The sequence below is a fragment of the Streptomyces sp. V4I23 genome, from assembly GCF_030817975.1.
GTDB lineage: Bacteria > Actinomycetota > Actinomycetes > Streptomycetales > Streptomycetaceae > Streptomyces.
In genome coordinates this window covers 3,867,358-3,890,426 of the sequence record NZ_JAUSZW010000004.1, presented here as the reverse complement: position 1 = coordinate 3,890,426, position 23,069 = coordinate 3,867,358, and the positions used below count along the sequence as shown (strand labels likewise).

At 72.7% G+C, this 23,069-nt stretch carries 18 protein-coding genes and 2 pseudogenes; 11 read left to right on the top strand and 9 right to left on the bottom strand.

Annotation, left to right across the window (positions count from 1 at the left end; all coding sequences use genetic code 11):
- Positions 1–103: 103 nt before the first annotated feature.
- From QFZ82_RS19890 to QFZ82_RS19875, 4 genes and pseudogenes are all read left to right on the top strand, one after another.
- Positions 104–226, top strand: a pseudogene (locus tag QFZ82_RS19890) (ATP-binding protein); the annotation flags it as partial.
- Between the two features lie 282 nt (positions 227–508).
- A pseudogene (locus QFZ82_RS19885) lies at positions 509–1,464 on the top strand (helix-turn-helix domain-containing protein).
- Positions 1,465–1,581: 117 nt separating this feature from the next.
- Entirely contained in the window at positions 1,582–3,096 is a 1,515-nt protein-coding gene (locus tag QFZ82_RS19880; RefSeq protein WP_373429307.1) for an ATP-binding protein, read from the top strand.
- 188 nt (positions 3,097–3,284) lie between these two features.
- Entirely contained in the window at positions 3,285–3,470 is a 186-nt protein-coding gene (locus tag QFZ82_RS19875; protein WP_307714447.1) for a hypothetical protein, read from the top strand.
- A gap of 9 nt (positions 3,471–3,479) precedes the next feature.
- Here the strand turns inward: QFZ82_RS19875 and QFZ82_RS19870 are convergent, their stop codons facing one another.
- Positions 3,480–4,577, bottom strand: a complete 1,098-nt coding sequence (locus tag QFZ82_RS19870) for a magnesium and cobalt transport protein CorA (RefSeq protein ID WP_307717777.1) — start codon at positions 4,575–4,577, stop codon at positions 3,480–3,482.
- Between the two features lie 188 nt (positions 4,578–4,765).
- Between QFZ82_RS19870 and QFZ82_RS19865 the strand changes: the two genes are divergently transcribed.
- Positions 4,766–6,052: a phytase gene (locus tag QFZ82_RS19865; RefSeq protein WP_373429306.1), complete on the top strand. Its 1,287-nt coding sequence runs from the start codon at positions 4,766–4,768 to the stop codon at positions 6,050–6,052.
- Positions 6,053–6,118: 66 nt separating this feature from the next.
- Here QFZ82_RS19865 and QFZ82_RS19860 read toward each other — a convergent pair whose 3' ends face one another.
- From QFZ82_RS19860 to QFZ82_RS19850, 3 genes are all read right to left on the bottom strand, one after another.
- Positions 6,119–7,279: a GTP-binding protein gene (locus tag QFZ82_RS19860; RefSeq protein WP_307714446.1), complete on the bottom strand. Its 1,161-nt coding sequence runs from the start codon at positions 7,277–7,279 to the stop codon at positions 6,119–6,121.
- A gap of 4 nt (positions 7,280–7,283) precedes the next feature.
- Positions 7,284–7,454, bottom strand: coding sequence for a 50S ribosomal protein L32 (rpmF, locus tag QFZ82_RS19855; RefSeq protein WP_307714445.1), 171 nt, complete (start codon positions 7,452–7,454; stop codon positions 7,284–7,286).
- An 86-nt stretch (positions 7,455–7,540) separates the two neighbouring features.
- The gene (locus QFZ82_RS19850; RefSeq protein WP_307714444.1) at positions 7,541–7,906 is read right to left on the bottom strand and encodes a helix-turn-helix transcriptional regulator; all 366 of its coding nucleotides are present in this window, start codon (positions 7,904–7,906) and stop codon (positions 7,541–7,543) included.
- Positions 7,907–8,036: 130 nt separating this feature from the next.
- On the opposite strand from QFZ82_RS19850, the gene QFZ82_RS19845 reads away from it, so the two are divergent.
- Entirely contained in the window at positions 8,037–9,434 is a 1,398-nt protein-coding gene (locus tag QFZ82_RS19845) for an NAD(P)-binding domain-containing protein (protein WP_307714443.1), read from the top strand.
- Positions 9,435–9,439: 5 nt separating this feature from the next.
- Entirely contained in the window at positions 9,440–10,711 is a 1,272-nt protein-coding gene (locus QFZ82_RS19840; RefSeq protein WP_373429305.1) for an MFS transporter, read from the top strand.
- Between the two features lie 18 nt (positions 10,712–10,729).
- Here the strand turns inward: QFZ82_RS19840 and QFZ82_RS19835 are convergent, their stop codons facing one another.
- From QFZ82_RS19835 to QFZ82_RS19825, 3 genes are all read right to left on the bottom strand, one after another.
- Positions 10,730–12,064 carry a protein kinase gene (locus QFZ82_RS19835; RefSeq protein WP_373429429.1) on the bottom strand — a complete coding sequence of 445 codons (1,335 nt, stop codon included), beginning with the start codon at positions 12,062–12,064 and terminating at the stop codon, positions 10,730–10,732.
- Positions 12,065–12,579: 515 nt separating this feature from the next.
- A complete protein-coding gene (locus QFZ82_RS19830; RefSeq protein WP_307714442.1) occupies positions 12,580–13,320 on the bottom strand; it encodes a PP2C family serine/threonine-protein phosphatase in 741 nt (246 codons plus the stop codon).
- Between the two features lie 77 nt (positions 13,321–13,397).
- Positions 13,398–14,165, bottom strand: a complete 768-nt coding sequence (locus QFZ82_RS19825; RefSeq protein ID WP_307714441.1) for a DeoR/GlpR family DNA-binding transcription regulator — start codon at positions 14,163–14,165, stop codon at positions 13,398–13,400.
- Between the two features lie 73 nt (positions 14,166–14,238).
- On the opposite strand from QFZ82_RS19825, the gene QFZ82_RS19820 reads away from it, so the two are divergent.
- Positions 14,239–15,426 carry an MFS transporter gene (locus QFZ82_RS19820; RefSeq protein ID WP_307714440.1) on the top strand — a complete coding sequence of 396 codons (1,188 nt, stop codon included), beginning with the start codon at positions 14,239–14,241 and terminating at the stop codon, positions 15,424–15,426.
- 312 nt (positions 15,427–15,738) lie between these two features.
- On the opposite strand, the gene QFZ82_RS19815 is transcribed toward QFZ82_RS19820, so the two are convergent.
- Together QFZ82_RS19815 and QFZ82_RS19810 are read right to left on the bottom strand one after the other, a co-directional pair.
- Positions 15,739–18,318, bottom strand: a complete 2,580-nt coding sequence (locus tag QFZ82_RS19815) for a GH32 C-terminal domain-containing protein (RefSeq protein WP_307714439.1) — start codon at positions 18,316–18,318, stop codon at positions 15,739–15,741.
- Between the two features lie 288 nt (positions 18,319–18,606).
- Positions 18,607–19,569, bottom strand: coding sequence for a carbohydrate kinase (locus tag QFZ82_RS19810; RefSeq protein WP_307714438.1), 963 nt, complete (start codon positions 19,567–19,569; stop codon positions 18,607–18,609).
- 304 nt (positions 19,570–19,873) lie between these two features.
- On the opposite strand from QFZ82_RS19810, the gene QFZ82_RS19805 reads away from it, so the two are divergent.
- From QFZ82_RS19805 to QFZ82_RS19795, 3 genes are all read left to right on the top strand, one after another.
- Positions 19,874–20,890, top strand: coding sequence for a sugar ABC transporter substrate-binding protein (locus QFZ82_RS19805; protein ID WP_307714437.1), 1,017 nt, complete (start codon positions 19,874–19,876; stop codon positions 20,888–20,890).
- Positions 20,891–21,211: 321 nt separating this feature from the next.
- The gene (locus QFZ82_RS19800; protein ID WP_307714436.1) at positions 21,212–22,228 is read left to right on the top strand and encodes an ABC transporter permease; all 1,017 of its coding nucleotides are present in this window, start codon (positions 21,212–21,214) and stop codon (positions 22,226–22,228) included.
- The gene (locus tag QFZ82_RS19795; RefSeq protein WP_307714435.1) at positions 22,225–23,052 is read left to right on the top strand and encodes an ATP-binding cassette domain-containing protein; all 828 of its coding nucleotides are present in this window, start codon (positions 22,225–22,227) and stop codon (positions 23,050–23,052) included. Before QFZ82_RS19800 ends, QFZ82_RS19795 begins: the two co-directional genes overlap by 4 nt.
- Positions 23,053–23,069: the final 17 nt, after the last annotated feature.

Here is a 23,069-nt window from a genome sequence, read left to right as displayed (position 1 = left end):
TCGTTTCACTTACTCGCGCGTTTCCTTGGCGAAGGGATCCGATCTTCAGAGATCCAATCACGCGCCGGACCGGCAGTACGTGCCGGCCGCCCGGGCCCGGTACCCCGGTCCGCTTGCCAAGTCCGGGCGGGGGCTGTTCATCGTCGAGGCTCTCGCCGATCGCTGGGGCGTCACGGGGCCTGTGCCCTCGAAGACCCTCTGGGCGGAGTTGGATCTCGGATCGTGACTGGTGGCGCCGGGTCGCGGGGATGCGTGACCCGGTGTTCCGCGACCCGCTGCCGCACGACGCAAAGAGCTTTAAAGAACCTCGAAAGGACCGGGGAAAGAACCCTTCCCACCCCACCTCACCCCCGTCACCCGCACGGGTGAGATTGTCCAACTGGGTTGGATTTCGGATGGGTTGGCTGGCATATGCTCGCCCCGACAACCGCAGACATGCGTCGGCCCCCGGCCGGGACTCGCAATCCCGATCGAGGGCCTGACCACCGAGGAAGTAGAGCCCTTCCCGATGGATACCCAGCAGATTAGCGCGCCCTCACGCGCCTCGTCCCGTGTTCCCGGACGCGTCACCGCCTTCGGCGTGATTCACGTCAACGCGGTCCACACCCACCGCTTCACGATCGTCGGCAACCACCTCGCCCAGCACGGTGAGTTGTCACTCACCGCGATCGGGCTCGCCGTGCACATCCAGTCGCTGCCGGACGGAGCGAAGGTCGGCATCAAGGCGCTCACCGACCGCTTCCCGGAGAGCGAGGCGCGTATTGCCGCCGCACTGCGGGAGCTGGAGGAGCACCGGTACCTGCGGCGCTGCCTGGAGCGGCTGTCCGGAGGTAAGCTCGTCACGCGGACGATCTCGTACAACCACCCGGAGGTGTGGGGGCGGGAGCCGTCCGTGGCGGATGGGGTCATTCCGGCGGCCCCGGCACCGGCGGCCCCGGCACCGGCGGCCCCGGCACCGGCGGCCCCGGAACCCGTGGCGCCCGCTCCAAAGGCGCCGGGCCCGGCGCCGGACCGCCCGCCCCGAGCCCCGTACCCCCACCGAAGGCGGACGCCCCCGCACAGAGGTCCAGCCCGCCGCTACCTCAGCCGCAGGTCCCCGACCTGGAGCGGTACCGCTTGGCCACCGACCTCCTCGCCGGTCTCCGGCGCGACGACCCCCGGCTGCTGCTGACCGAGCGGGACATCCGCCGCCTCGCTCCCGCCGTCGCCGCCTGGCTCGAACGCGACGCCCCGCCCGAGGCCGTACGCCACACCCTTACCGCCGACCTGCCTGCCCCCGTGAAACACCCAGCGGGACTCCTTGCCCACCGCCTCACCGTTCAGCTCCCGCCCCCGCTGCCCGCAGAAGCCGCGCCCAGAGTTCACGACCCGCTCCAGAACTGCGACAAGTGCGACCGCGCGTTCCGCGCCTCGACACCGGGACACTGCCGCGACTGCAGAGCCGACCTCGCAAGGGCCGCCTGAGCCGTGTCGGTCTCCCGCCCAACGGGACGAGCAGTCCGTCGGCGACGATCCCGGCTCCTCGGGCGAATCCTTACGTGAGGAGTACAGTCCTTAGGGGTGTAGTCCTAAGGAGGTCCCGTGCGGAGTCAGCCACGTCCCCCCAAGCCGTCTCGCGTCTTCGACCGTGACGCCGAATGGGACGGACTCGCCGCCTTCGCCGCCAGACCCGTGCCACATGCCATGCTCGGGATCGTCAGCGGCAGGCGCCGCATGGGGAAGACCTATCTGTTGCGCGCCCTGGTCGAGCAGTACGGAGGCTTCTACTTCGGGGCTACGGCGGCGACCGAGGCGGAGTCACTGCGCCAATTCGCTGCTGCCCTTGCCGACCATGTGGGGTCCCCGGTCCCCTTCTCCTTCGCCACCTGGGACGACGCGATCTCCTACCTGTTCGGACTCGCCGCGCCCCGACAGGGGGAGGCGCCGCTGCTGGTGGTCATCGACGAGTTTCCGTACCTGGCGAAGACCGCTGCCGAGCTGCCGTCCCTGATCCAGCGGGAGATCGACCGCTTCCAGATCGAGGAGAGCCGGATGCGGCTGCTTCTGTGCGGATCCGCGATGTCCGTCATGGGAGGACTGCTCGCGAGCAATGCGCCCTTGCGGGGGCGGGCGCAGCTGGAGCTTGTCGTGCGGCCTTTCGGGTACCGGCCGGCCGCCGACTTCTGGGGCGTCACGGACAGTCCGGCCCTTGCGGCCCGGCTCCATGCCGTGGTCGGCGGCACGCCGGCATATCGGCGCCAGTTCCTGGCCGACGATGTTCCGGGCAGCCTCGAGGAGTTCGACGACTGGCTCTGCCGTACTGTCCTGTCCCCCTTCAGCCCCCTCTTCCGCGAGGCGCGTTATCTGCTCGCGGAAGAGGCGGATATCCGGGACACCGCGCTCTACCACTCGGTCCTCGCCGCGGTGGCTCAGGGAAACACCACCCGGGGAGGGATCGCGGGGTACATCGGCCGCAAGTCGGTGGACATCTCGCATCCCCTCAACGTGCTGGAGGACAGTCATCTGCTCGTGCGGGAAGCGGACGTGTTCAGGGCCGGGAAGTCGCAGTACCGCATCACCGAGCCGCTGATCAACTTCTACGAGGCCGTCATGCGGCCCTCCTGGGCGCGGTTGGAGAGCGGGCAGGCGGCGGATGTCTGGGCACAGTCGGCGGAGCGCTTCGCGGCGCAGGTGGCCGGGCCGCATTTCGAGGCGATGTGCCGGGAGTATGTGCTTGGGCCCGGGGGGTCTGTGCTCAGCTCGGCCTTGGGGCAGGTCGGCGGCGGCGTGGTGACCGACCCGGCGGCGCGGCGGCAGATTCAAGTGGATGTCGCCGTGGTCGAGCCCGGGGCGGGCGGCACGAAGCCGGCGGTGCACCTGCTGGGCGAGGCGAAGTGGGGCACCGTCATGGGACTGAGCCACTTGGAGCGGCTCACCCGGGCACGCGAGGTTCTCGCCGGACGTGGTCTGGACACCACTCGGTGCGGGCTCGCCTGCTTCAGCGCGGCAGGCTTCAGTGACGCGCTGCGCAGCGCAACGTCACGCAGCGACGACACGCTGCTCATCGGTCTCGACGAACTCTACGGCCGGACGGCGCCCGCCCCGCTCTTCGGGTGACCAGGCCGACGGCCCGTCGCGATGGCGGTCTCGGGCCTGACCCAACGCGGTTCGCCTGGAGGGATGGCGCCCGTCGCCCAGGGTGCCGATACCGCCCCCACCCGGGTCGGACGCGTCCCGGATGCGGGGGTGACCCGGTCGGACGCGCTCCGGATGCGGGGACCCGCGGCGCGTGAGAACGTCGCCGCGTGGCTGACTCACTCATCGCCGCCTGCTGTGCGGCAGCGCTCGTCCTGCTCGGCAGGTCCGTCCTCGGTCTGCGCCGGGCCGGCGGCGGCACCGACCCCTCCGTCGAGGCCCGTTCGGTGACCCTCGCGCTCTACGGCGGCGCGGTCGCGCTCGTCACGCTGGGGCTGTTCATCGCGCTGACCTGACGCGGCGGCTCACAGCCAGCCGTTGCGGCGGAAGCTGCGGTGGATGAGCACGCAGGCGGTCGCCATCACGGCCAGGACGAGCGGATAGCCGTAGGTCCAGCGCAGTTCCGGCATGTGCGTGAAGTTCATGCCGTACACCCCGCAGACCATGGTGGGCACGGCGACGATCGCCGCCCATGCCGTGATCTTGCGCATGTCCTCGTTCTGGGCGACGGTCACCTGGGCGAGATGTGCCTGGAGGATGGAGTCGAGGAGTCCGTCGAAGGCGTTGATCTGCTCGCTCGTGCGCGCCAGGTGGTCGGCGACGTCGCGGAAGTACGGCTGGATGTCCTCGCCGACGGGCGGCAGGTGCTCGGCGGCCAGCGTCCGCAGGGGCCGCTCCAGCGGTGTCACGGCCCGCTTGAGCTCCAGCAGCTCGCGCTTGAGCTGGTATATCCGCCCGGCGTCGCCGCGGCCGGCGTGCTCGCTGAAGACGGCGCTCTCGACGGCGTCCACGTCGCTCTGCATCGCGTCGGCGGCGGCCAGGTAGTCGTCCACCACGTGGTCGGCTATCGCGTGCAGGACGGCGGCCGGGCCCTTGGCCAACTGCTCGGGCACCGTCTCCAGTTCCTCCCTCAGCGGGCCCAGTGATTCGTGCCGCCCGTGCCCGACCGTGATCACGAAGTCGGCGCCGGCGAAGACCGCGAGCTCGCCGGTGTCCACGACCTCGCTGGTGGCGGTCAGTTCCTCGTGCTCGACGTAGCGGCACGTCTTGAACACGGCGAACAGCGTCCCCGTTCCGTCCGGGCCGTCGTAGCGCTGCACCTTGGGGCGCTGGGGCGGACGGACCGCGTCGTCGACGGCGAGCGGGTGGAGCCGGAACAGCTCGGCGAGGGAGGCGAGTTCGGCCTCGGCCGGCTCGTGCAGGCCGATCCACACGAAGCCGCGTCCGGTCTTGCGCGCCGCGCGCACGGCTTCATCGGCCGTGTACGGTCCCGGTCGGCGCACCCCGTCCTCGTACAGCACGCAGTTGACCACGGCGCTGCCGAGCGGTGACCGGGCGGGATGGCTGAGGTCGACGGTGCGGCGGTAGGCACGGCGGACGGCGCGGCGCAGGGTGCGGATCATCGGCACGGCGGAGCCCTTTCGAGCGACGGACGGTCAGTGTGTCATTCGGGAGCGGGGAGTCGGTTCCCGGCCCACTTGGTCGAGTTCATGACATACATACGCGGGCATCACTCCGCGGACGCCGTACGGCCACGGTCCGCCTGCAGGCTCACGGTGGATCACCATGTCCCCGGCACCGAGGAGCTTTCGTGAACGCTCGTGCAGCCGCTCTCGTCATCGCCCTGTCGGCCCTCGCCGGCGTCGCGCCCGTACCGGCCTCGGCGTCCTTTGGCGCCCTGCCCGCCGTGACGGCCCGCGCCGAGACGCCCACGCTCCACGACGACGAGGCGGGCGGCAACGCCGACGCCGACGACCCCGCGATCTGGCGCAACGTGGCGGACCCCGGCCGCAGTCTGGTCATCGCCACTGCCAAGGAGGGCGGACTGCGCGTCTACGATCTCGGCGCCCGGCCCGTCCAGTCGGTGCCCGCGCCGCCGCCCGCGGCCGAGGGCGACGCCCCCGGCCGCTTCAACAACGTCGACCTCGTGCACGGCCTGCGGCTGCCGTCCGGCCGGGCCGACGTCGCGGTGACCAGCGACCGCGGCCACGACCGGCTGCGCGTGTACCGCATCGACCGCGACCGGCCCGGCGGTCCGCTCACGGACGTCACGGACCCGGCGGCGCCGCCGGTGTTCTCCGCCGACCAGGACGAGATCGACGACCAGCGCACCGCGTACGGCCTGGCCACCTGGACCGACCGGGCGACCGGCCGTTCGTACGCCCTGGTCAGCCGCCGCGAGCGCACCACGGTCGGGCTGCTGGAGCTCACACCGACACCCGCCGGTACCGTCACCTACCGCACCGTGCGCACCCTGGACCTGCCTTCCGCCTTCCGTCTCCCGGACGGCACCTCCTGGACCCCGTGCGCCGAGCCGGGCGAGCTCCCGCAGGTCGAGGGCATGGTGGTCGACCCGGCGAACGGCACGCTCTACGCCGGTCAGGAGGACGTCGGCATCTGGCGGCTGCGCGCCGACCTGACGGGCACGCCGGTGCTGGTCGACAAGGTGCGCGAGTACGGTGTCCCTGCCACGTACGACGAGCCGTCGGACGAGTGCGTCGCCGGACCCGACCCGGGCTACGGCGGCACCCGCCTTGCCGCCGATGTCGAGGGCCTGACGCTGCTCACCGAGCCCGACGGCGACGGATACCTGCTCGCGTCCAGCCAGGGCGACAGCACCTTCGCCGCTTACGACCGCGAACTCGCCGACGACACCGAGTACGAGGGCGGCTTCCGGGTCACCGCGGCGTCCGCGACGCTCGACGGGTCCGAGGAGTGCGACGGCGCCGCGGTACTGAACGCCCCGCTGGGCCGTCAGTACCCGAACGGCCTGCTGGTGGTCCAGGACGGCGACGCCACCCCGGCGGACGGCGACCGCGCCGGAACGGGCTTCAAGTTCGTGGACCTGGGCGACGTGACGGACGCCCTCGACGGTTGAGCGCGTCCCCGGACACGGTCCGGGCCGGACGGTGCCGTGGCTGCGACCACCGCCCGGCCCGGAGGTTCAGAGCGCGGGAACAGGCTCGTGCCGGCAGGTGTCGTCGATGCCGTACGTGTCCCACGCCGGGAACGGGTCGTCGTGCGGCACGCGTTCGCCGTCGGCCATCAGGCACGCCTCCAGAGCGGCCCGCAACGCGTCGGCGCGCAGGTCCGTGCCGATGAAGACGAGTTCCTGGTCCTGCGTGCTGTCGGGGTCCCGCACGCCCGAGGGCTCGAAGCGGGCCACGGAGCCTGCCTGCGACCACAGGCCCGTCACGGCGGGCCTGCTCGCCAGCCGGAAGAACCCCTTGGAGCGCAGGACCTGTCCGTACGTCCCGCCGTCGAGGCCCTCGGTGACGAAGTCCCACAACCGGCCCGGGTGGAAGGGCCGTCCGGCGCGGAAGACGGCGGAGGAGATCCCGTACTCCTCGGTCTCCGGTACGTGGTCGCCGTTGAGCTCCATGACCCATCCCGGCGCCTGCTGGGCGCGCTCCAGGTCGAACAGCCCCGTGCCCAGCACCTCGCCGACGCCGACCCGGCCGTGACGGGCGGGGACGATGCGCGCGACGGGGTTGAGGCGGCTGAGCGCGGCCCGCAGCCGTGCGGCGTCCTCGGGCCCGACGAGGTCGAGCTTGTTGAGCACGATGACGTCGGCGAACTCGATCTGGTCCATCAGCAGGTCGCTGACGGTGCGTTCGTCGTCCTCGTACTGGTCGAGGCCGCGTTCGGTGAGCCCGTCGCCGCTCGTCAGCTCGGGCAGGAAGTTCGCGGCGTCGACGACCGTGACCATGGTGTCCAGGCGGGCGACGTCCCCGAGGGTGGCGCCGTCGTCGCGGGGGAAGGCGAACGTCGCGGCCACGGGCATCGGTTCGGAGATGCCGCTGGACTCGATGAGCAGATGGTCGAAGCGGCCCTCGCGGGCCAGTCGGTCGACCTCCTCCGGCAGATCGTCCCGCAGGGTGCAGCAGATGCACCCGTTGGTCATCTCGACCAGGCGCTCCTCGGTCCGCGACAGCGCGGCGTCGCCGCCGCGCACGAGGGCCGCGTCGATGTTGATCTCGCTCATGTCGTTGACGATGACGGCGACGCGCAGGCCCTCGCGATTGCCGAGGACATGGTTGAGCAGGGTGGTCTTGCCCGCCCCGAGGAAGCCCGACAGGACCGTCACGGGCAGTCGGCCGGTCATGCCGTCAGCCCTCGGGGTGCAGCAGACCGCGTTCGTAGGCCTTCACCAGCCGCTGCGGCACCAGGTAGGTGGAGCCGTCGACGGTGATCGGCACGAGCCGGGACGTCGTCGCCTTCCACTGGGCGCGGCGGTGACGGGTGTTGCTGCGGGACATCTTCCGCTTGGGAACGGCCATGGGAATCCTCCTGGTGAGCGACCGCCCCGGATCTTATCTGAAAATGGTTCCCATTACGAACTGCCGCCCGGGTGTCCGACGCGGGGTCAGGCGGTGGCGGCCGTCGTCAGCAGGCGCCCCATCGCGGCGAGCACGGACGGCTCGACCCGGTAGTACACCCACGTGCCGCGCCGCTCGGAGGACAGTAGCCCGGCTTCCTTGAGCTTCTTCAGGTGGTGGGAGACCGTCGGCTGCGAGACGCCGACGTCGGAGATGTCGCACACACATGCCTCGCCGCCCTCGTGGGAAGCGACCGCCGAGAACAGGCGCAGGCGCACGGGATCGCCGAGCGCCTTGAACATCTTCGCGGTGCGCTCCGCCTCCTCCGCGTTCAGCGGGCGCTCGGTGAGCGGCGGGCAGCACGGCGCGGCGGACTCCGGTTCCAGCAGCGGCAGGACCTTCGTGTTCGACATGCATCTATGTTGACACATGTCGAACCAGGCGCCCGGTTTCGACGAATGTCTATGTTGACGGTCATCGATGCAGGTGTGATGCTTGCAGGGCAAGGCATCGACAAACGTCGAAATACCGAGGAGTGGACCGATGAACGCGCCCGCCACCACCGAACTGCCCGTCGCCGTCGTCGGAGCCGGCCCCGTCGGTCTCGCCGCCGCGGCCCACCTGATCGAGCGGGGTATCGAACCACTGGTCCTGGAGGCGGGCCCGGTCGCGGGCACCGCGGTGCGGGAGTGGGCGCACGTGCGGCTGTTCTCCCCGTGGGCCGAGGTCGTCGACCCGGCCGCCGAGAAGCTCCTGGCCCCCACCGGCTGGGTCAGGCCCGACGACGCCGCGTACCCGAGCGGCGGCGACTGGGCCGAGCGGTACCTTCAGCCGCTCGCCGACGTCCTCGGCGACAGGGTCCGGTACGGCACGACCGTCACCGGTGTGGCCCGCGCCGGCCGTGACCGCGTCGTCGACTCCGGCCGCGAGGAACAGCCCTTCACCGTGCACCTCGTCACCGCCGACGGCGCCGAGGAGCGGATCACCGTCCGCGCCGTCGTCGACGCCTCCGGCACCTGGACCACTCCCGGCCCCCTCGGCGGCGACGGCCTGCCCGCGCTCGGCGAGAAGGCGGCCGCCGACCGGATCTCCTACCGCGTCCCCGACCTCGCGGACCCGGCCGTCCGCGCCCGTTACGCCGGCCGGCGCACGGCCGTCGTCGGCTCCGGCGCCTCCGCGTTCACGGCGCTGGCCACCCTCGCCGCCCTGGCGAAGGAGGACGCGGGCACGCACGCGGTGTGGGTACTGCGCCGGGGCATCAGCGGATCCACCTTCGGCGGCGGCGAGGCCGACCAGCTCCCCGCCCGCGGGGCGCTGGGCCTGGCCGCCAAGGCGGCGGTCGACGCCGGGTACGCCTCCGCCGTCACCGGCTTCCGCACCGCCGCCGTCGAGCGGCAGGGCGACGGGCGCCTCGTCCTGGTCTCCGACGACGGCGGCCGCACCGAGCCGGTCGACGAAGTCGTGGTCCTCACGGGCTTCCGCCCCGACCTCTCCTTCCTCTCCGAGCTCCGCCTCGGCCTCGACGAGCGCCTCCAGGCCCCCGTCGAACTGGCGCCGCTGATCGACCCCAACGTCCACTCCTGCGGCACCGTCTACCCCCACGGCGTGCGCGAGCTCTCCCACCCCGAGCAGGACGTCTACCTGGTCGGCATGAAGTCCTACGGCCGCGCCCCGACCTTCCTGGCGATGACCGGGTACGAGCAGACCCGCTCGATCGCCGCCGCCCTCGCCGGGGACACGGCCGCGGCCGAGCGCGTCGAACTGACCCTCCCGGAGACCGGCGTGTGCGGCGGCGCGGGGCTGTTCGACGAGCCCGAGGCAGTCGAGGCAGCAGGGGGAGCCGGGGACTCCGGTGCTGCCGGCGGCTGCTGCGGCGCCCCCGCCACGCTCCGGATCGGCGCATCGGCCGCGGAGGCCCGCACCGCCTCGGACGGCTGCTGACCGCCGTGAACCGGATCCGCCCGCGCGCCGCCTCGACCGGGACGGGGGACCGGACGAGGCCGCGCGCCGCCCTCCCGGCCCTCTGCGCCACCCAGATCACCGGCTGGGGCGTCCTCTACTACGCCTTCCCCGTCCTCAACTCGGCCATCACCACTGACACCGGCTGGTCACCGGCCGCCACCACGGCGGCCTTCTCCGCCGCCCTGCTCGTGTCGGCCGTCGCCGGCGTGCCCATCGGCCGCGTCCTCGACGCCCGCGGCCCCCGCGCGGTGATGACCGGCGGCTCCGTCCTGGCGGTCGCGGGTCTGCTCGTGGTCGCCTGCGCCCCCGGCCTCGCCGGATTCACGGCGGGCTGGCTGCTGGTCGGCGTGGCGATGGCCGCCACCTTCTACCAGCCCGCCTTCGCGGCGCTCACGCGCTGGTGGGGCGCGGAGCGCGTACGGGCCCTGACGGTCGTCACCCTCGCGGGCGGCCTCGCCTCCACGGTCTTCGCCCCCGTGACCGCCGTACTCGCCGAGCACCTCTCCTGGCGCGCCACCTACGCCGTACTCGCCGCAGTCCTGGCCGCCGTCACCGTCCCCGCCCATGCCCTCGCACTCCGGGGGCCCTGGCCGCCCGCCCCCGAGGAGGCGGTCCGTCCCCCGCACGACGCACCGGACCGCACCCCGGGCGCGGTGACGAGGAGCCGCCCCTTCCTGCTGCTGGCCGCCGCGTTCACGCTGTCCGGGTTCGCGATGCACTGCGTGGTCGTCGCCCTCATCCCGCTCCTCACCGAACGGGGTGTCTCCACCACGGCCGCCGCTTTGGCCCTCGGCCTCGGCGGCGTGGGCCAGACGCTCGGCCGCACGCTGTACAGGGCCGTCGCGCGACGCACGGGCGCCCGGGCCCGGACGGCCGCGTACATCGCGGCGGGCGGTGCCACGACCGCCGCGTTCGCGCTGGTCCCCGGGCCGTATCCGCTGCTCGTGGCCATCGCCGTCGCGGCGGGCACGGTCCGCGGCAATCTGACGCTGCTCCAGGCCACCGCGGTCACCGACCGCTGGGGTGCGGCCCGTTACGCCCACCGGTCGGCGCTGCTCGCCGCCCCGGTCGCCGTGGCCGGCGCGCTGGCGCCCTTCGCGGGAACCGCGCTGGCGGGTGCGTTCGGCGGCTACGAGGGGCTGTTCGCGGTCCTCGCGGGAGTGTCGGCGCTCGGCGCGGGCCTGGCGCTGGGGACCGGGACGCGCGGCTCGCCGCCGCGGGCACCGATCCGTCAGCGGGCAGAGATGGCCTCGTAGACCGCCTCTGAGGGTGCGTCAGTCGTCCTCGTCGTGCTTCCTGCCGTCGTTCTCGCCCTTTCCGCCGGGACTCTTCGCGTCGTCGCCGGCGTCCTTTGGCTTCTGGGCGTCGTCCGACGGCTCGGCCGGCTGTTCGGCCGGCTGTTCGGCGGAGGGGCTCTCCACGACAGGGCTCTCGGGGCTCTCGGCGGGGGCGCCGTCCGCGCCGCCGGTGAGGGACTCGGTGACCGCGGGCTCGCCGGTCACCGGTGTCTCCGCCGGGCTGTCCTCGGGCGCGAACACCGCCATCCCGATCAGCAGGGCGGTGGCGAAGGCAAGGGCTCCGGCCACTATCGCGGTCACCCTCGGGCGGCGCCGGGCGAACGCCCGCAGAGCGGGGCGCGTGCCGGACGCCGGGGCCCCGGGCAGCATGTACGTGGTCGCCGGGCCGGGTGCCGAGCCGACGGGACCAGGGGCGGCGGCCGCCGCGCCGACGGGCCGGGCGGGCTGCGGCGGGACGGGCCGTGCCTGCACGGGCTGCGGCGTGGGCATGGGCTCGGAGCGCCCCTGCCAGGCGCCGGCGGCGAACCAGGCGGCGACCTCGTCCGCGGTCGGCCGTTCCTCCGGCTGCTTCGCCAGCATGACGAGCAGGTAGTTCTGGAACGCGGGCGACAGCCCGATGCCGAGCTCCAGCGGCGGCAGGGGCGCCGCGTCGATGTGCAGGTAGAGCGTCGCGGTGGCGGTGTCGGCCTTGAACGGAGGCCGGCCGGTGAGCAGTTGGTACAGGACGCAGCCGAGGGAGTACACGTCCGACGCGGGCTCGGCGGTGCGGCCCAGGGCGCGCTCGGGGGCGAGGTACAGGCTCGTACCGACGATCTGGCCCGCGGTGGTCAGCGCGGCCGACGGGTCGTCGACGAAACGGGCGATGCCGAAGTCGCCGATCTTCACGGCGCCTTCGGTGTCGGAGAGCAGGTTGCCCGGCTTGATGTCCCGGTGGACTATGCCCTGCCGGTGGGCCGATGCGAGCCCTGCCGCGGCCTGGGCGGCGACGGCGGCGACCCGCTCCGGCGTCAGCGGCCCGCTGTCGGTCAGTTCCTCGGCCAGGCTCCGGCCCTCGACAAGCTCCATCACCAGGTAGAAGCGGCCGTCCCACGTCCCGAAGTCGAACACCGAGACGACGCCTGGGTGGTTGAGCCGCGCTGCGGTCTGCGCCTCCATGCGGAACCGGGCGGCCGCCTGGGGATCGGCGTGATCCCCGAGGAGCAGCTTGACGGCCACGGGCCGGCCGAGCACCTCGTCGGAGCCCCGCCAGACCTCCCCCATGCCGCCCTGCCCAATGCGGGCATCCAACCGGTATCGATCAGCCACCAGCACCTGCTGCACCAAAACCTCACTCCGGACCTGTCGCGAGCCGCCCTCGGCCTCCGCAAGGAGAATCGGTGAAGGAGTCGGGGCACAGTAAGCCTAGCCAGCCGGGAGGGGTGCCCCGGACGCGGCAGGCGCCCAGCGACTCACGACGAGCCCGGAGGCGTCCACACGCCCCGCTTCCACGGCACGGGAGACGAACACCCCGCCACGGCAGACAGATCCCCGGCGCGGTCGTGACGAACGGACAGCCCACGACGGTCTGATCGACGTCGGCCTTCGGGAGCGACGGGCGGTGGGGGGAGGCCGCCGGGCTTCGGGCGGCGGCACAGAGCAGTGGCCGCGGCAACGCCGAGTCCGGATTCATCCGCAGCGTCGACGAGGCAGTGGACCGTTTCCACGCCCACGTCGTGGCCCACCTGGACCGACTGGCCACCCGTCGTACCCAGGCGCAGGAGCTGACGAGCGCACACTGATCCGCGATCCTTGCCTCGTCGTACCGGAGCACGCCTCGGCCGGTCGTCTCACGCGCTGACGCGTACGAGCGCGAGCGTGATGTTGTCGGGGCCGCCGGCCTCGATGGCCGCCTTCCAGAGTTCGAAGGCCGCCCGGCCGTCGTCGTGCACCCGCAGCACGTCGCCGATCGTCTCGTCCGGCACCGGGTCGGTCAGCCCGTCGCTGCACACCAGGTAGCGGTCGCCGCCGGCCAGCGCGGAGGCCGTGACGTGGGGCGTGACGGCTCGGAACACGGGCGTGCCGCCGAGCGTCTGGGTCACCACCGACGTGGTGCGCCGGCCCGGTGGCGGCGGCGGGCTGTCGTCCACGCTCACCTGGCGCAGCCCGTCGCCCGTCGCGTCGTACACCTTGCTGTCGCCGACGTTGAACGTCAGCAGTGACTCGGCCAGCAGCACGGCGCCGGCGACGGTGGTCCCCATGGTGACGAGCTCCGGCTCGGAGTCGGCCGCCGAGAACACCTCGTGGTTGCACAGCTCCACGGCATCACGGACGGCCTCCTCGCCGTCCAGGGAGGGGCCGAGCGAGGCGAGGCGGCGGACGACCAGCGCGCTGGCCACCTCGCCGCCCGGCTGCCCGCCGAGTCCGTCGGCGACCGCGACGACGAGTGGCGTGCCGAGGGGGAACAGCAGGGTCTGCGGGTTCTCGGTGACCGTCCCGCACAGCGTCCACGGGCCGATGACCAGGCTGTCCTCGTTGTGGTCGCGGATCAGGCCCGCATGGCTGAGGGCGGTCACGGCTGTGTAGGGCATGTCGGCTCCGGCCTCTTGGTGACGGAAGGCGTGTCCCTCACCCCATTGTCACGCCACAGGGCGCAGGGCCGGGCCGGTCAGACGCTCCGTACCGTCGCGCCCACCGCGGTCAGCGCGTCGATCTCCTCCTGCGGGGCGGCCGCGTCGGTGACGACGGCGTGCAGCGCGGAAGCGGGCGCGACGAAGGCGAGGGCCGTACGGGAGAGCTTGGCGGCGTCCGCCACGGCGACCACCCGGCGGGCCGACGCGATCGCGGTGCGCTTGACGGCCGCGTCGTCGAGGTCGTACGCGGTCAGGCCGTTCTCCGCGTTCAGTCCGCAGCAGCCGACGACCGCCGTGTCGAAGCGCAGCGCGGACAGCGACGCCAAGGTCAGGGGCCCGGTCAGCGCGAGCTCGCCGGGCCGTGGGCGGCCGCCGGGGACGAGCAGGGTCAGCCGCGGGGCGCCGGTCAGGGCGTTCACCGCGTGCAGGGACAGAGGCATCACGGTCAGCCGGCGGTGCTCGAGGGCGCGCGCCACCTCCAGGCAGGTGGTGCCGCTGTCGAGGACGACGGACTCGCCGTCGGCGATCAGTGCGGCGACTTCGGCGGCGATGCGCCGCTTGGCGTCGAGCCCGTCCTGCGCCCGCAGCGCGAACGGAGGCTCCTCGCCGCGCAGCAGGAGGCTGCGCGCGCCGCCTCGGTAGCGCTCCAGGACTCCCTGATCGGCCAGCAGCTCCAGGTCGCGTCGGATCGTCATCTCCGACGCGCCGGTCAGACCTGCCAGCTCCGCGACGCCGATACGGCCGGCCTCGCGCACGGCCTCGGTGATCTGCCGGAGTCGTTCCGCGCTCGGTGTACTCGCCACGCCCCGATGGAACACCACGGATGCGCGAAAGGCAAGCTTACGAACACAAGTCATGTTCGATATGTTCGGAGTCATGGAGACATCACTGCGAAAGGGCCGTGCGGCCACCTTCGCCTACTTCGCCCTGAACGGCTTCCTGCTGGGCATGTGGGTGGTCCACATCCCGGCCGTCGAGCACCGGGCGGGCCTCAGCCATGCCGTGCTCGGCTGGCTCCTGCTGCTGCTGGGCCTCGGGGCGTTCGCGGGGATGCAGGCCGCCGGCCCGCTCACCGACCGGGCCGGCGCCCGTACGGTGGTCCCGCTCGGAGCGGCGCTGTGCAGCGCGGCCGTCGTCCTGCCCGGCCTCGCCACGAACGCCTGGACCCTGGGCGGGGCGCTGCTGCTGCTCGGGTTCGGCAACGGATGCCTCGACGTGAGCATGAACGCCCACGCCGTCCAGGTCGAGCGGGGCTACGGACGGCCCGTCATGTCCGCCTTCCACGCTACCTTCTCCATCGGCGGCGTCCTCGCTGCGCTGATCGGCGCCCGCACGCTGAGCTGGGGCTGGAGCCCCGCGGCGACCCTCGGCGCGGCGGCGGTCCTCGGGCTCGTCGCGGCTGCGGCGGCCGCCGGCGCACTGCTGCGGCCCGAGCGCGCCGCCGAGGAGGAGCCGGCGGCCGGTGCGCCGTCCCGGCGCCGCACTCCCCGGCGCATCTGGTTCCTCGCCGCCCTCGCACTGATGCTGATGCTCTGCGAAGGCGTGGCCAACGACTGGAGCGTGCTGCACCTGCGGGACGTCCTGGACGCTCCGGCCGCGACCGCGGCCCTCGCCTACGGCGCCTTCTCCACCGCCATGACCGTCGGCCGGCTGCTCGCCGACCGGGTGGCGGCCCGGGTCGGCCCGGTGGCCGTCCTCCGCCACGGTGCCGCCGTGGCCGCGCTGGGTCTCACCACCGCGGCACTGTCCCCGTGGGTGCCGCTCGCCCTGGCGGGCTGGGCCGTGTTCGGGGCCGGCCTGTCCGGGTGCATCCCCCAGCTGTTCAGCGCCGCGGGCCACGCCGACCCGAACGCCGCGGGCGCCAACGTCTCGCGCGTCGCCGGCCTCGGCTACCTCGGCATGCTCGCCGGGCCCGCCGTGATCGGACCGCTCACCCACCTCGTCCCGCTCAATCTCACCTTCTTCCTGCCCGTCGCCTTCTGCGTGGTGGCCGCCTGCACGGCCGGCGTGCTGCACACCCGGAGCCCCGCTCCCGCCGCCGAACCGCAGACCGAGAAGGTGTGAGGACGGGACGCCGCAACGAGACCGGGCGGCGGGCAAGCACCGACACCGCACCGCACCGCACGCAGCGCCCCGGCACGTCACCGCCCGCGCTCCACACACGCGGGCCGAACCGGGGCACACCGGGCCGCGGGCGCGACGTCCGCCCACCGCCGGGCCGGTTGGCACCGCCCGGCAGGGCACGGCGCGCACGGCGGATCCACCCGCCCGGCAGGGCGCGGCTGCATGGGCACGGCGGTCGCACCCCCAGCCGGACCGCACCCGCCCCCCGGACGGCGCGCCGCGCGTGGTGCCGCGCGGCGCGCCCGGCCCGGATCAGCCCCGGTAGGACCCCAGGCGGTGCACCGTCACCGCGTCCAGCCTCGCCGAGCCGCCCTCCGCGAAGAGTTCCACGCCGTCTCCGGCCTCGTCCGGGAAGATCTGGTCCGTGATGACCGCCTCTCCCTGGCCGCCGAACACCTCCACGGAGGACCAGTCGACGAGGATGCGCAGCCTGACCTTGCCGTCCCTGGCCTTGAGCGGGGCGCGCTGCACGCCGGGGAAGTCGCTGCTGAAGTCGACCGCGCCGGACCTCGTGCGGTCGACGTACAGCTCCTGCGTTCCGGCGTCATAGCCGATGACGGTCTCCTGGCCGCCGGGGCCGGTGCGGACCTTGAGGCCGAACCGTTCGGCGTCCCGCAGGGAGAACGTGGCGTCGATGTCCAGCGCCTTGCCGTCGGCGCGCCCGCCCGCCAGCGGGGCCGAGCCGCCGGTGACGTCCACGTCCTGCGCAGTCACCACGGGCCCTTCGCGCAGCGACGCGACCGTCCGCACCGGCCGCTGGGTCAGCCGGATTCTTCCGTCGACCGTGCGCAGTGCCATCTCGCGGGGGATGCTCTGCGCGCTGCGCCACGGCGAGGTGGGGATGTGGTTGCCGTACTGCCAGTTGTTCATCCAGCCGATCATGTGGCGCCTGCCGTCCGGCGCGCCCTCCCACGACACGGCCGCGTAGTAGTCCTTGCCGTGGTCGACCCACTGCGCGCGCCGCACCGAGGACACCGCGGGCTCGTCGGCGGCGACGAACCGGTCGGCGATGAGGTGCCCCCATCCGCCGGTGTTCATGTCGACGAGCTGGATCCTCGCCTGCTTGCCCGCATGGGCGCGCAGGTCGAACGACGCCCAGTCCAGCGCGCCGCTGTCCGAGCCGGTGGCGCTCTGCACGACCTTCCCGTCCACGAGCAGATTGACGGAGGTCTCGGTCGAGCGGGGCCGGGCACGGGTGTCGGACAGCACGATGTGGTCGACGTTGATGTGGCCCCAGCCGCCGGTGTTGGCGTCCACGATCTCGATGCGTGCCGTCCGGCCGGCCAGCTCCCGCACGTCCCACGATGCCCAGTTGAGCGCCTCGGAGTCCTTTCCGGTCGCACTGCGCACGACCTTGCCGTCGACGATCAGGCGCACCGCGGTCGGTGCGTCGGTGGAGGAGGGGTGCCTGCCGCCGCCGATCAGGAAGTTGACGTAGTCCTTGTCGATCGTGAAGTCGGGGGAGGTGAGTGTGCCGGTGGTCGAGTCGCCCCGCAGGAACGTGTTCACCAGCCCGTCGCCGAGATGGCCGGACACCGGGTGCTGGCCGGGCAGCGTGCCGGCGGCCGGGCCGTCGCCGAACGCCTCGCCCGCCGCGGTCCAGTCCCCGTATCCCTCGCCCTCGAAGTCGGCGAGGACGGTCCCGGCGGGCGGCGCGACCGGGCCCTCGGTCAGGACGGCGTCCGGGTCGTGCGGATGACGGCCGCCGCCCACCTTGAAGTTGACGTACGGGCTGGTCACGGTGAACGCCGGTGAGGTGAGCGTGCCGGTGGCGGCGTCGTCGCCGTGGAAGCTGTCGACGTAGCCCCTGCCCTCGACTCCTGTGACGCCCGGCGGCGCGTCCTCCGGCAGCTTCTCGGGCCCGGCGCCGAACGCCGTACCGGTCGTGTCCCAACTGCCCTGGTCCGAACCGTAGTCGGACCGCTCGAAGTCCTGCATCACCAGGCCGGCCGGCGGCGTGTAGGAACCGTCGTCGTCGGGGACGAACCGCTTGCCGTCGAAGTCGCCCACGAAGTACTGCGCGGCCGAACCTCCGGCGATGCCACCGGGGTTGATGTTGACGACGAGGACCCACTTGACCCGGTCGGGGTCGCCGTCGACGGGCAGCGGGAACAGGTCCGGGCACTCCCACACGCCGCCCACCGCGCCCTGCGGGCCGAAGTCGCTGAGATGCGTCCAGTGCTTGAGATCCCTGGAGGAGTAGAACCGCACCTTGTGCTCGGTGGACAGGGACACGGTCATCAACCAGCTCCTGGTCGGCGCGTGCCACTGGACCTTGGGATCGCGGAACTCCTTCGACCCGATGTCGAGCACCGGGTTCCCCGCGTACTTCGTCCAGGTGCGGCCGCGGTCGGTGCTGTACGCCAGCGACTGGGCCTGCTTGCCGCCGTCCTTGTAGGCGCTGGTGTACACGGCGACCATGGCGGGGTTCTCGCGGGTGCCGAATCCCGAGGTGTTGTCCCGGTCGACGACGGCGCTGCCGGAGAAGACCATCTCCTCGTCGTCGTGCGGGATGGCGAGCGGGAGCTCCTCCCAGTGCACCAGGTCCTTGCTGACGGCGTGGCCCCAGGACATGTTGCCCCAGGTGTTGCCGCTCGGGTTGTACTGGTAGAAGAGGTGGTATTCGCCCTTGAAGTACACCAGTCCGTTGGGGTCGTTCATCCAGTTCTTCGCGGGGCTGAAGTGGAACTGGGGCCGGTGGGGCTCGGTGAACGGCGGGCGGTCGGCGGCGAAGGACTGCGGTGCGACGGCGGTCGAGGTAAGGGCACAAACGGTGGCCACGGCGGCGAGCAGCCGCACGGGGGCACGCCGGACAACACGTCCAGAGCTCATGGTGTCTCCTGTGGTGCGGACCGTCCGGGGCACGGAGCGCCGCGATGCGAGGCGATGGGGGTGCGCCGCGGTGCGGGGAAGGCCCGCCGAGTCGGGGGATCCCGTGGCCGGACCGCGATGGCAACGGTCCGGCAACACGGGTGTCATCGCTGACATGTGTCAGCGATGACATCGGCTGGGCCCGATGATGTGCACGTCGTCACAGGTGAGTCAACGGTCCGGACGGAATTGATCCGGCGGGAACGCGCGGAGACCGGGCGGGCGAACCGGCCGCGAACGTATACGCGTTCACTCGGAGGCGACGGCGGCGACCGGCGTCAGCTGGTGGCTCCACGGGGGGTTGGGACCCGCGACGGCGCAGGTCAGGGCGGCGACGCGGACGGCGAAGGCGCACGCGTCCGCGACATCCTCGACGCGCAGGCCGTCGAGCCGTCCGCCGAGCAGCCCGCGGGAGCCGAGGTGGTGGAGGAACCCCGCCGTGAACGAGTCGCCCGCGCCCACGGTGTCGACGACCCGCGTGGCCGGTGCCGGCACCGCGACCCGCTCCCCGTCCAGCGACGCCAGAGCGCCCCGGGAGCCGCGGGTCACGACGACCAGCCGTACGCCGGCCGCGTGCCAGGTGTCGCAGGCGCGGTCGGGAGCCGTGCCCGGCAGCAGCAGCTCCAGGTCCTCCTCGCTGAGCCGGAGGATGTCGGCGGTCGCGCACCAGCGGGACAGCCGCTGCCGGTAGACCTCCGGACGGACCAGAAGCGGCCGTACGTTGGGGTCGACGGAGACGGTCGCCGTCGCGGCGGCCCGGGTCAGGAACTCCTCGACCGCGGGCGCCCCCGGATCCCGCACCAGCGCCAGGGAACCGGAGTGCAGGCAGGCGGCGCCGTCCGTGCCTGCCGCCGCCAGCTCGGCGCGTGTCCACTGCCAGTCCGCGGTGCCCTCGGCGTGGAAGGAGTACGCCGCCTGGCCCTGGTCGTCCAGTTCGGCGACCGCCAGGGTGCTGGGCTCGGCCGCCCGCACCGCGCCGGACAGGTCGACGCCGGACGCTTCCAGGTGGGCGCGGAAGAGGCGGCCGAAGACGTCCTGGGAGAGCCGCGTGAGGAAGCGCGCCGGCGTGCCGAGGCGGGCGAGGGCGACGGCCGTGTTCGCGGGGCCGCCGCCCGGGAGGACGCGCAGGGAGAGTTCGGCCGGGTCGGCCGGGGGCGAGGTGAAGGCGTCGGCGACGCATTCACCCAGGACAGTGACCTGCTGCGGGCGCATGGCTGCTTCTCTCTTCGGGGGCCTGGGCGCGGGGACGGGCCGCGCCGCTCGAGCGGGCGGGGCGTCCGCACCGCTGCGTACGTTGCCGATTTGTGACGGTCCCAAGGCATTGACGTTGCCGGGAAGCGGAGTCCATCATCCTCGACAAGCGGTGTCAACGATGACATAAGTCAGCGATGACACGGCGGAGCAACCGCGTTCGTCCCTCCTCTCCGGAGCCCCCGGGCTCCGCAGCACCGCAGCTCGCCGAGCCCTCGACACAGGTCTCCGGCCGCGCTCGCCCGAACTCGCAGGGAGTCGTCCCATGTCCCGCAGCACTCGCACCGTTTCCGCTCTCGCCCGAGTGACCGCCTGCGCCGCCGTCGCGGCCCTGTCCCTGACGGCCTGCGGCTCGGGTTCCGGCGCCCAGGGCGGAGGCGGCGGTCAGGTGAAAGTCGGCCTGATCACCAAGACGGACACCAACCCGTTCTTCGTGAAGATGAAGGAGGGCGCGGAGCAGGCGGCGAAGAAGAGCGGCGTCGAACTGGTCAGCGCGGCGGGCAAGTTCGACGGGGACAACGCGGGCCAGGTCACCGCCGTGGAGAACATGGTGGCCTCCGGCGTGAAGGGCATCCTCATCACGCCGAACGACTCGAAGGCGATCGTCCCCGCGCTGGAGAAGGCGCGTGCCAAGGGCATCCTGGTGATCGCGCTGGACAGCCCGACCGAGCCGCAGGACGCCACGGACGCCCTCTTCGCCACCGACAACCTCAAGGCCGGCGAGCTGATCGGCGCGTACGCCAAGGCGGCGATGGCGGGCAAGCCGGCGAAGATCGCGATGCTGGACCTGGCGCCCGGCGTGGCCGTGGGCGTCCAGCGGCACAACGGCTTCCTCAAGGGCTTCGGCGTCGCCGAGGGCGACCCGGCCGTCGTGTGCGCCCAGGACACGGGCGGCGACCAGGCCAAGGGCCAGACGGCCATGGAGAACTGCCTGCAGAAGGCGCCCGACGTCAACGTCGTCTACACGATCAACGAACCGGCCGCACTCGGCGCGTACACGGCGCTCAAGGCGAAGGGGCTGGAGAAGAAGGTGCTGGTCGTCTCGGTCGACGGCGGCTGTACGGGGACGCGGGCGGTCAAGGAGGGGAAGATCGCGGCGACGTCGCAGCAGTACCCGCTGAGGATGGCGGCCCAGGGCGTCCAGGCCGTGGCCGACTTCGCCAAGGACGGGAAGAAGGCGTCCGGCTACACCGACACCGGCGTCACGCTCGTGACGGACAAGCCGCAGACGGGAGTCGACGCGAAGGACACGGCGTTCGGCCTGGAGAACTGCTGGGGCTAGCCCCGGCACCGCCGTCGGCCCGGGGCTCCGAGCCGGCCGGACCCCCGGACTTCCGGACCTCGACAGGACCGCGGACCCGCCCGGACCCGCCCGGACCCGCCCGACCCCACCCGGACCGGCCCCGGTCGGGCCGGGGGACCGAGGGCCGGCGGCGCGCGGCGGCGGGACCGCACGGATCCGGCCGACCACCGCCCCCGGCGGGGCGCACGCCGAGTGAGGCCGCCCCGCCGGGACGAGCCCGGACCCCGCCCCGGGACCGGCCCGGCCCCGGCACCCGCCCGACCGGTCCGCCCCCGTACCCACCCACTGGCAAGGATCACGATGACTGCCACGTCCACCGCCACCCCGCCCACGCCCACCGCTTACGACCAGCTCAAGGGGCCGACCGCCGTCCGCAGGGTGCTCACGGCGCCCACCGCCGGGCCGCTCGCGGCGCTCGTGCTGGCCTGCCTCTTCTTCTCCCTCTCCACCGAGCAGTTCCTCACCGGCGGGAACTTCTCCCTGATCGTTCAGCAGGTCATGGTCGTGGGCACGCTCGCCATCGGGCAGACCCTGATCATCCTGACGGCCGGGATCGACCTCTCGTGCGGCGCCGTGATGGCGTTCGGCAGCATCGTCATCGCCAAGATGGCCGCGGAGGGCTCCCTCTCCCCCCTCGCCGCCATCGCCCTCGGCCTGGTCGTCTGCGGAGGCTTCGGCCTGGTCAACGGCTTGCTGGTGCAACTGATCCCGCTGCCGCCGTTCATCGTCACCCTCGGCATGCTGAACGTGGCGTTCGCCCTGACCCACATCTACTCGGCCGAGCAGACGGTCACCAACCTGCCCGCCCCGCTCACCGCGCTCGGCGAGACGTTCCCGCTGGGGAACACCGACATCACGTACGGCTCGCTCGTGACCATCGCCCTGTTCCTGCTCTTCGCCTACGCGCTGAGCAGCACGTCCTGGGGCCGGCACGTGTACGCGCTCGGCAACAGCCCCGAGGCCGCCCGCCTCAACGGCATCCGCACCTCCCGGCTGACCGTCGGCATCTACACCCTGGCCGGACTCGTCTACGGGATCGCCGCCCTGCTGCTGATCTCGCGCACCGGCGTCGGCGACCCGCAGGCCGGGCAGACCGACAACCTGGACAGCATCACCGCCGTCGTACTCGGCGGCACCAGCCTCTTCGGCGGACGCGGCGCCGTCCTCGGCACCTTCATCGGCGTCCTCATCGTCGGCGTGTTCCGCAACGGTCTCCAGCTGATGGGCGTCGCCTCGATCTACCAGACCCTGATCACCGGCGCGCTGGTGATCCTGGCCGTGACCGTCGACCAGATCTCCCGGAAGAAGGCCCGATGAACACGACCACCCCCGTGCTCCAGGCCCGCGGCCTGGTCAAGCGGTACGGCCATGTCACCGCCATCGACGGCGCCGACTTCGACCTGCTGCCCGGCGAGGTCCTCGCCGTCATCGGCGACAACGGCGCCGGGAAGACCAGCCTGATCAAGGCGCTCACCGGCGCCCTCGTCCCGGATGAGGGGGAGATACGGCTGAACGGCGAGCCCATCCGGTTCACCGGCCCGCAGAGTGCCCGGCAGCACGGCATCGAGACCGTCTACCAGGACCTCGCGGTCGCCGCGTCGATGGACATCGCCTCCAACATGTTCCTCGGACGCGAGCTGCGCCGGCCCGGATTCCTCGGCAGCGCGCTGCGCATGCTCGACAAGAAGCGGATGCGGCAGGAGGCCGCGGCCCACATGGCCGACCTCAAGATCGGCCTGCGGTCCCTGACCCAGCCGGTGGAGACCCTCTCCGGCGGCCAGCGCCAGGCCGTTGCGGTCGCGCGGTCCGTGGCCTGGGCGAAGAGCGTCGTCGTGATGGACGAGCCGACGGCCGCACTGGGCGTCAAGGAGTCCGGACAGGTCCTCGACCTGATCCGCCGGGTCCGTGACAAGGGCATGCCCGTGGTCCTGATCAGCCACAACATGCCGCACGTCTTCGAGATCGCCGACCGTGTCCACGTCCACCGGCTCGGCCGGCGCGAGGCGCTCATCAAGCCGTCCGACTACTCGATGGCCGAGGTCGTCGCCATCATGACGGGGGCACTGAGTGTGCGCGAGGGCGGCGGTACTGTCGTCGCGGACACGGACGCCGCCAAAGCGGCCGGAGTCTCCGCCCACTGACACAGCATCCCGCCAGC

What these genes read in the sequence shown, in the direction of transcription:
- QFZ82_RS19850 (WP_307714444.1), bottom strand. Translation starts at nt 7,906, where the DNA reads ATGTCGAACACGAAGGTCCTGCCGCTGCTGGAACCGGAGTCCGCCGCG.
- QFZ82_RS19815 (WP_307714439.1), bottom strand. Translation starts at nt 18,318, where the DNA reads ATGAGCTCTGGACGTGTTGTCCGGCGTGCCCCCGTGCGGCTGCTCGCC.
- QFZ82_RS19795 (WP_307714435.1), top strand. Translation starts at nt 22,225, where the DNA reads ATGAACACGACCACCCCCGTGCTCCAGGCCCGCGGCCTGGTCAAGCGG.
- QFZ82_RS19800 (WP_307714436.1), top strand. Translation starts at nt 21,212, where the DNA reads ATGACTGCCACGTCCACCGCCACCCCGCCCACGCCCACCGCTTACGAC.
- rpmF (WP_307714445.1), bottom strand. Translation starts at nt 7,454, where the DNA reads ATGGCCGTTCCCAAGCGGAAGATGTCCCGCAGCAACACCCGTCACCGC.
- QFZ82_RS19860 (WP_307714446.1), bottom strand. Translation starts at nt 7,279, where the DNA reads ATGACCGGCCGACTGCCCGTGACGGTCCTGTCGGGCTTCCTCGGGGCG.
- QFZ82_RS19810 (WP_307714438.1), bottom strand. Translation starts at nt 19,569, where the DNA reads ATGCGCCCGCAGCAGGTCACTGTCCTGGGTGAATGCGTCGCCGACGCC.
- QFZ82_RS19830 (WP_307714442.1), bottom strand. Translation starts at nt 13,320, where the DNA reads ATGCCCTACACAGCCGTGACCGCCCTCAGCCATGCGGGCCTGATCCGC.
- QFZ82_RS19870 (WP_307717777.1), bottom strand. Translation starts at nt 4,577, where the DNA reads ATGATCCGCACCCTGCGCCGCGCCGTCCGCCGTGCCTACCGCCGCACC.
- QFZ82_RS19805 (WP_307714437.1), top strand. Translation starts at nt 19,874, where the DNA reads ATGTCCCGCAGCACTCGCACCGTTTCCGCTCTCGCCCGAGTGACCGCC.
- QFZ82_RS19820 (WP_307714440.1), top strand. Translation starts at nt 14,239, where the DNA reads ATGGAGACATCACTGCGAAAGGGCCGTGCGGCCACCTTCGCCTACTTC.
- QFZ82_RS19845 (WP_307714443.1), top strand. Translation starts at nt 8,037, where the DNA reads ATGAACGCGCCCGCCACCACCGAACTGCCCGTCGCCGTCGTCGGAGCC.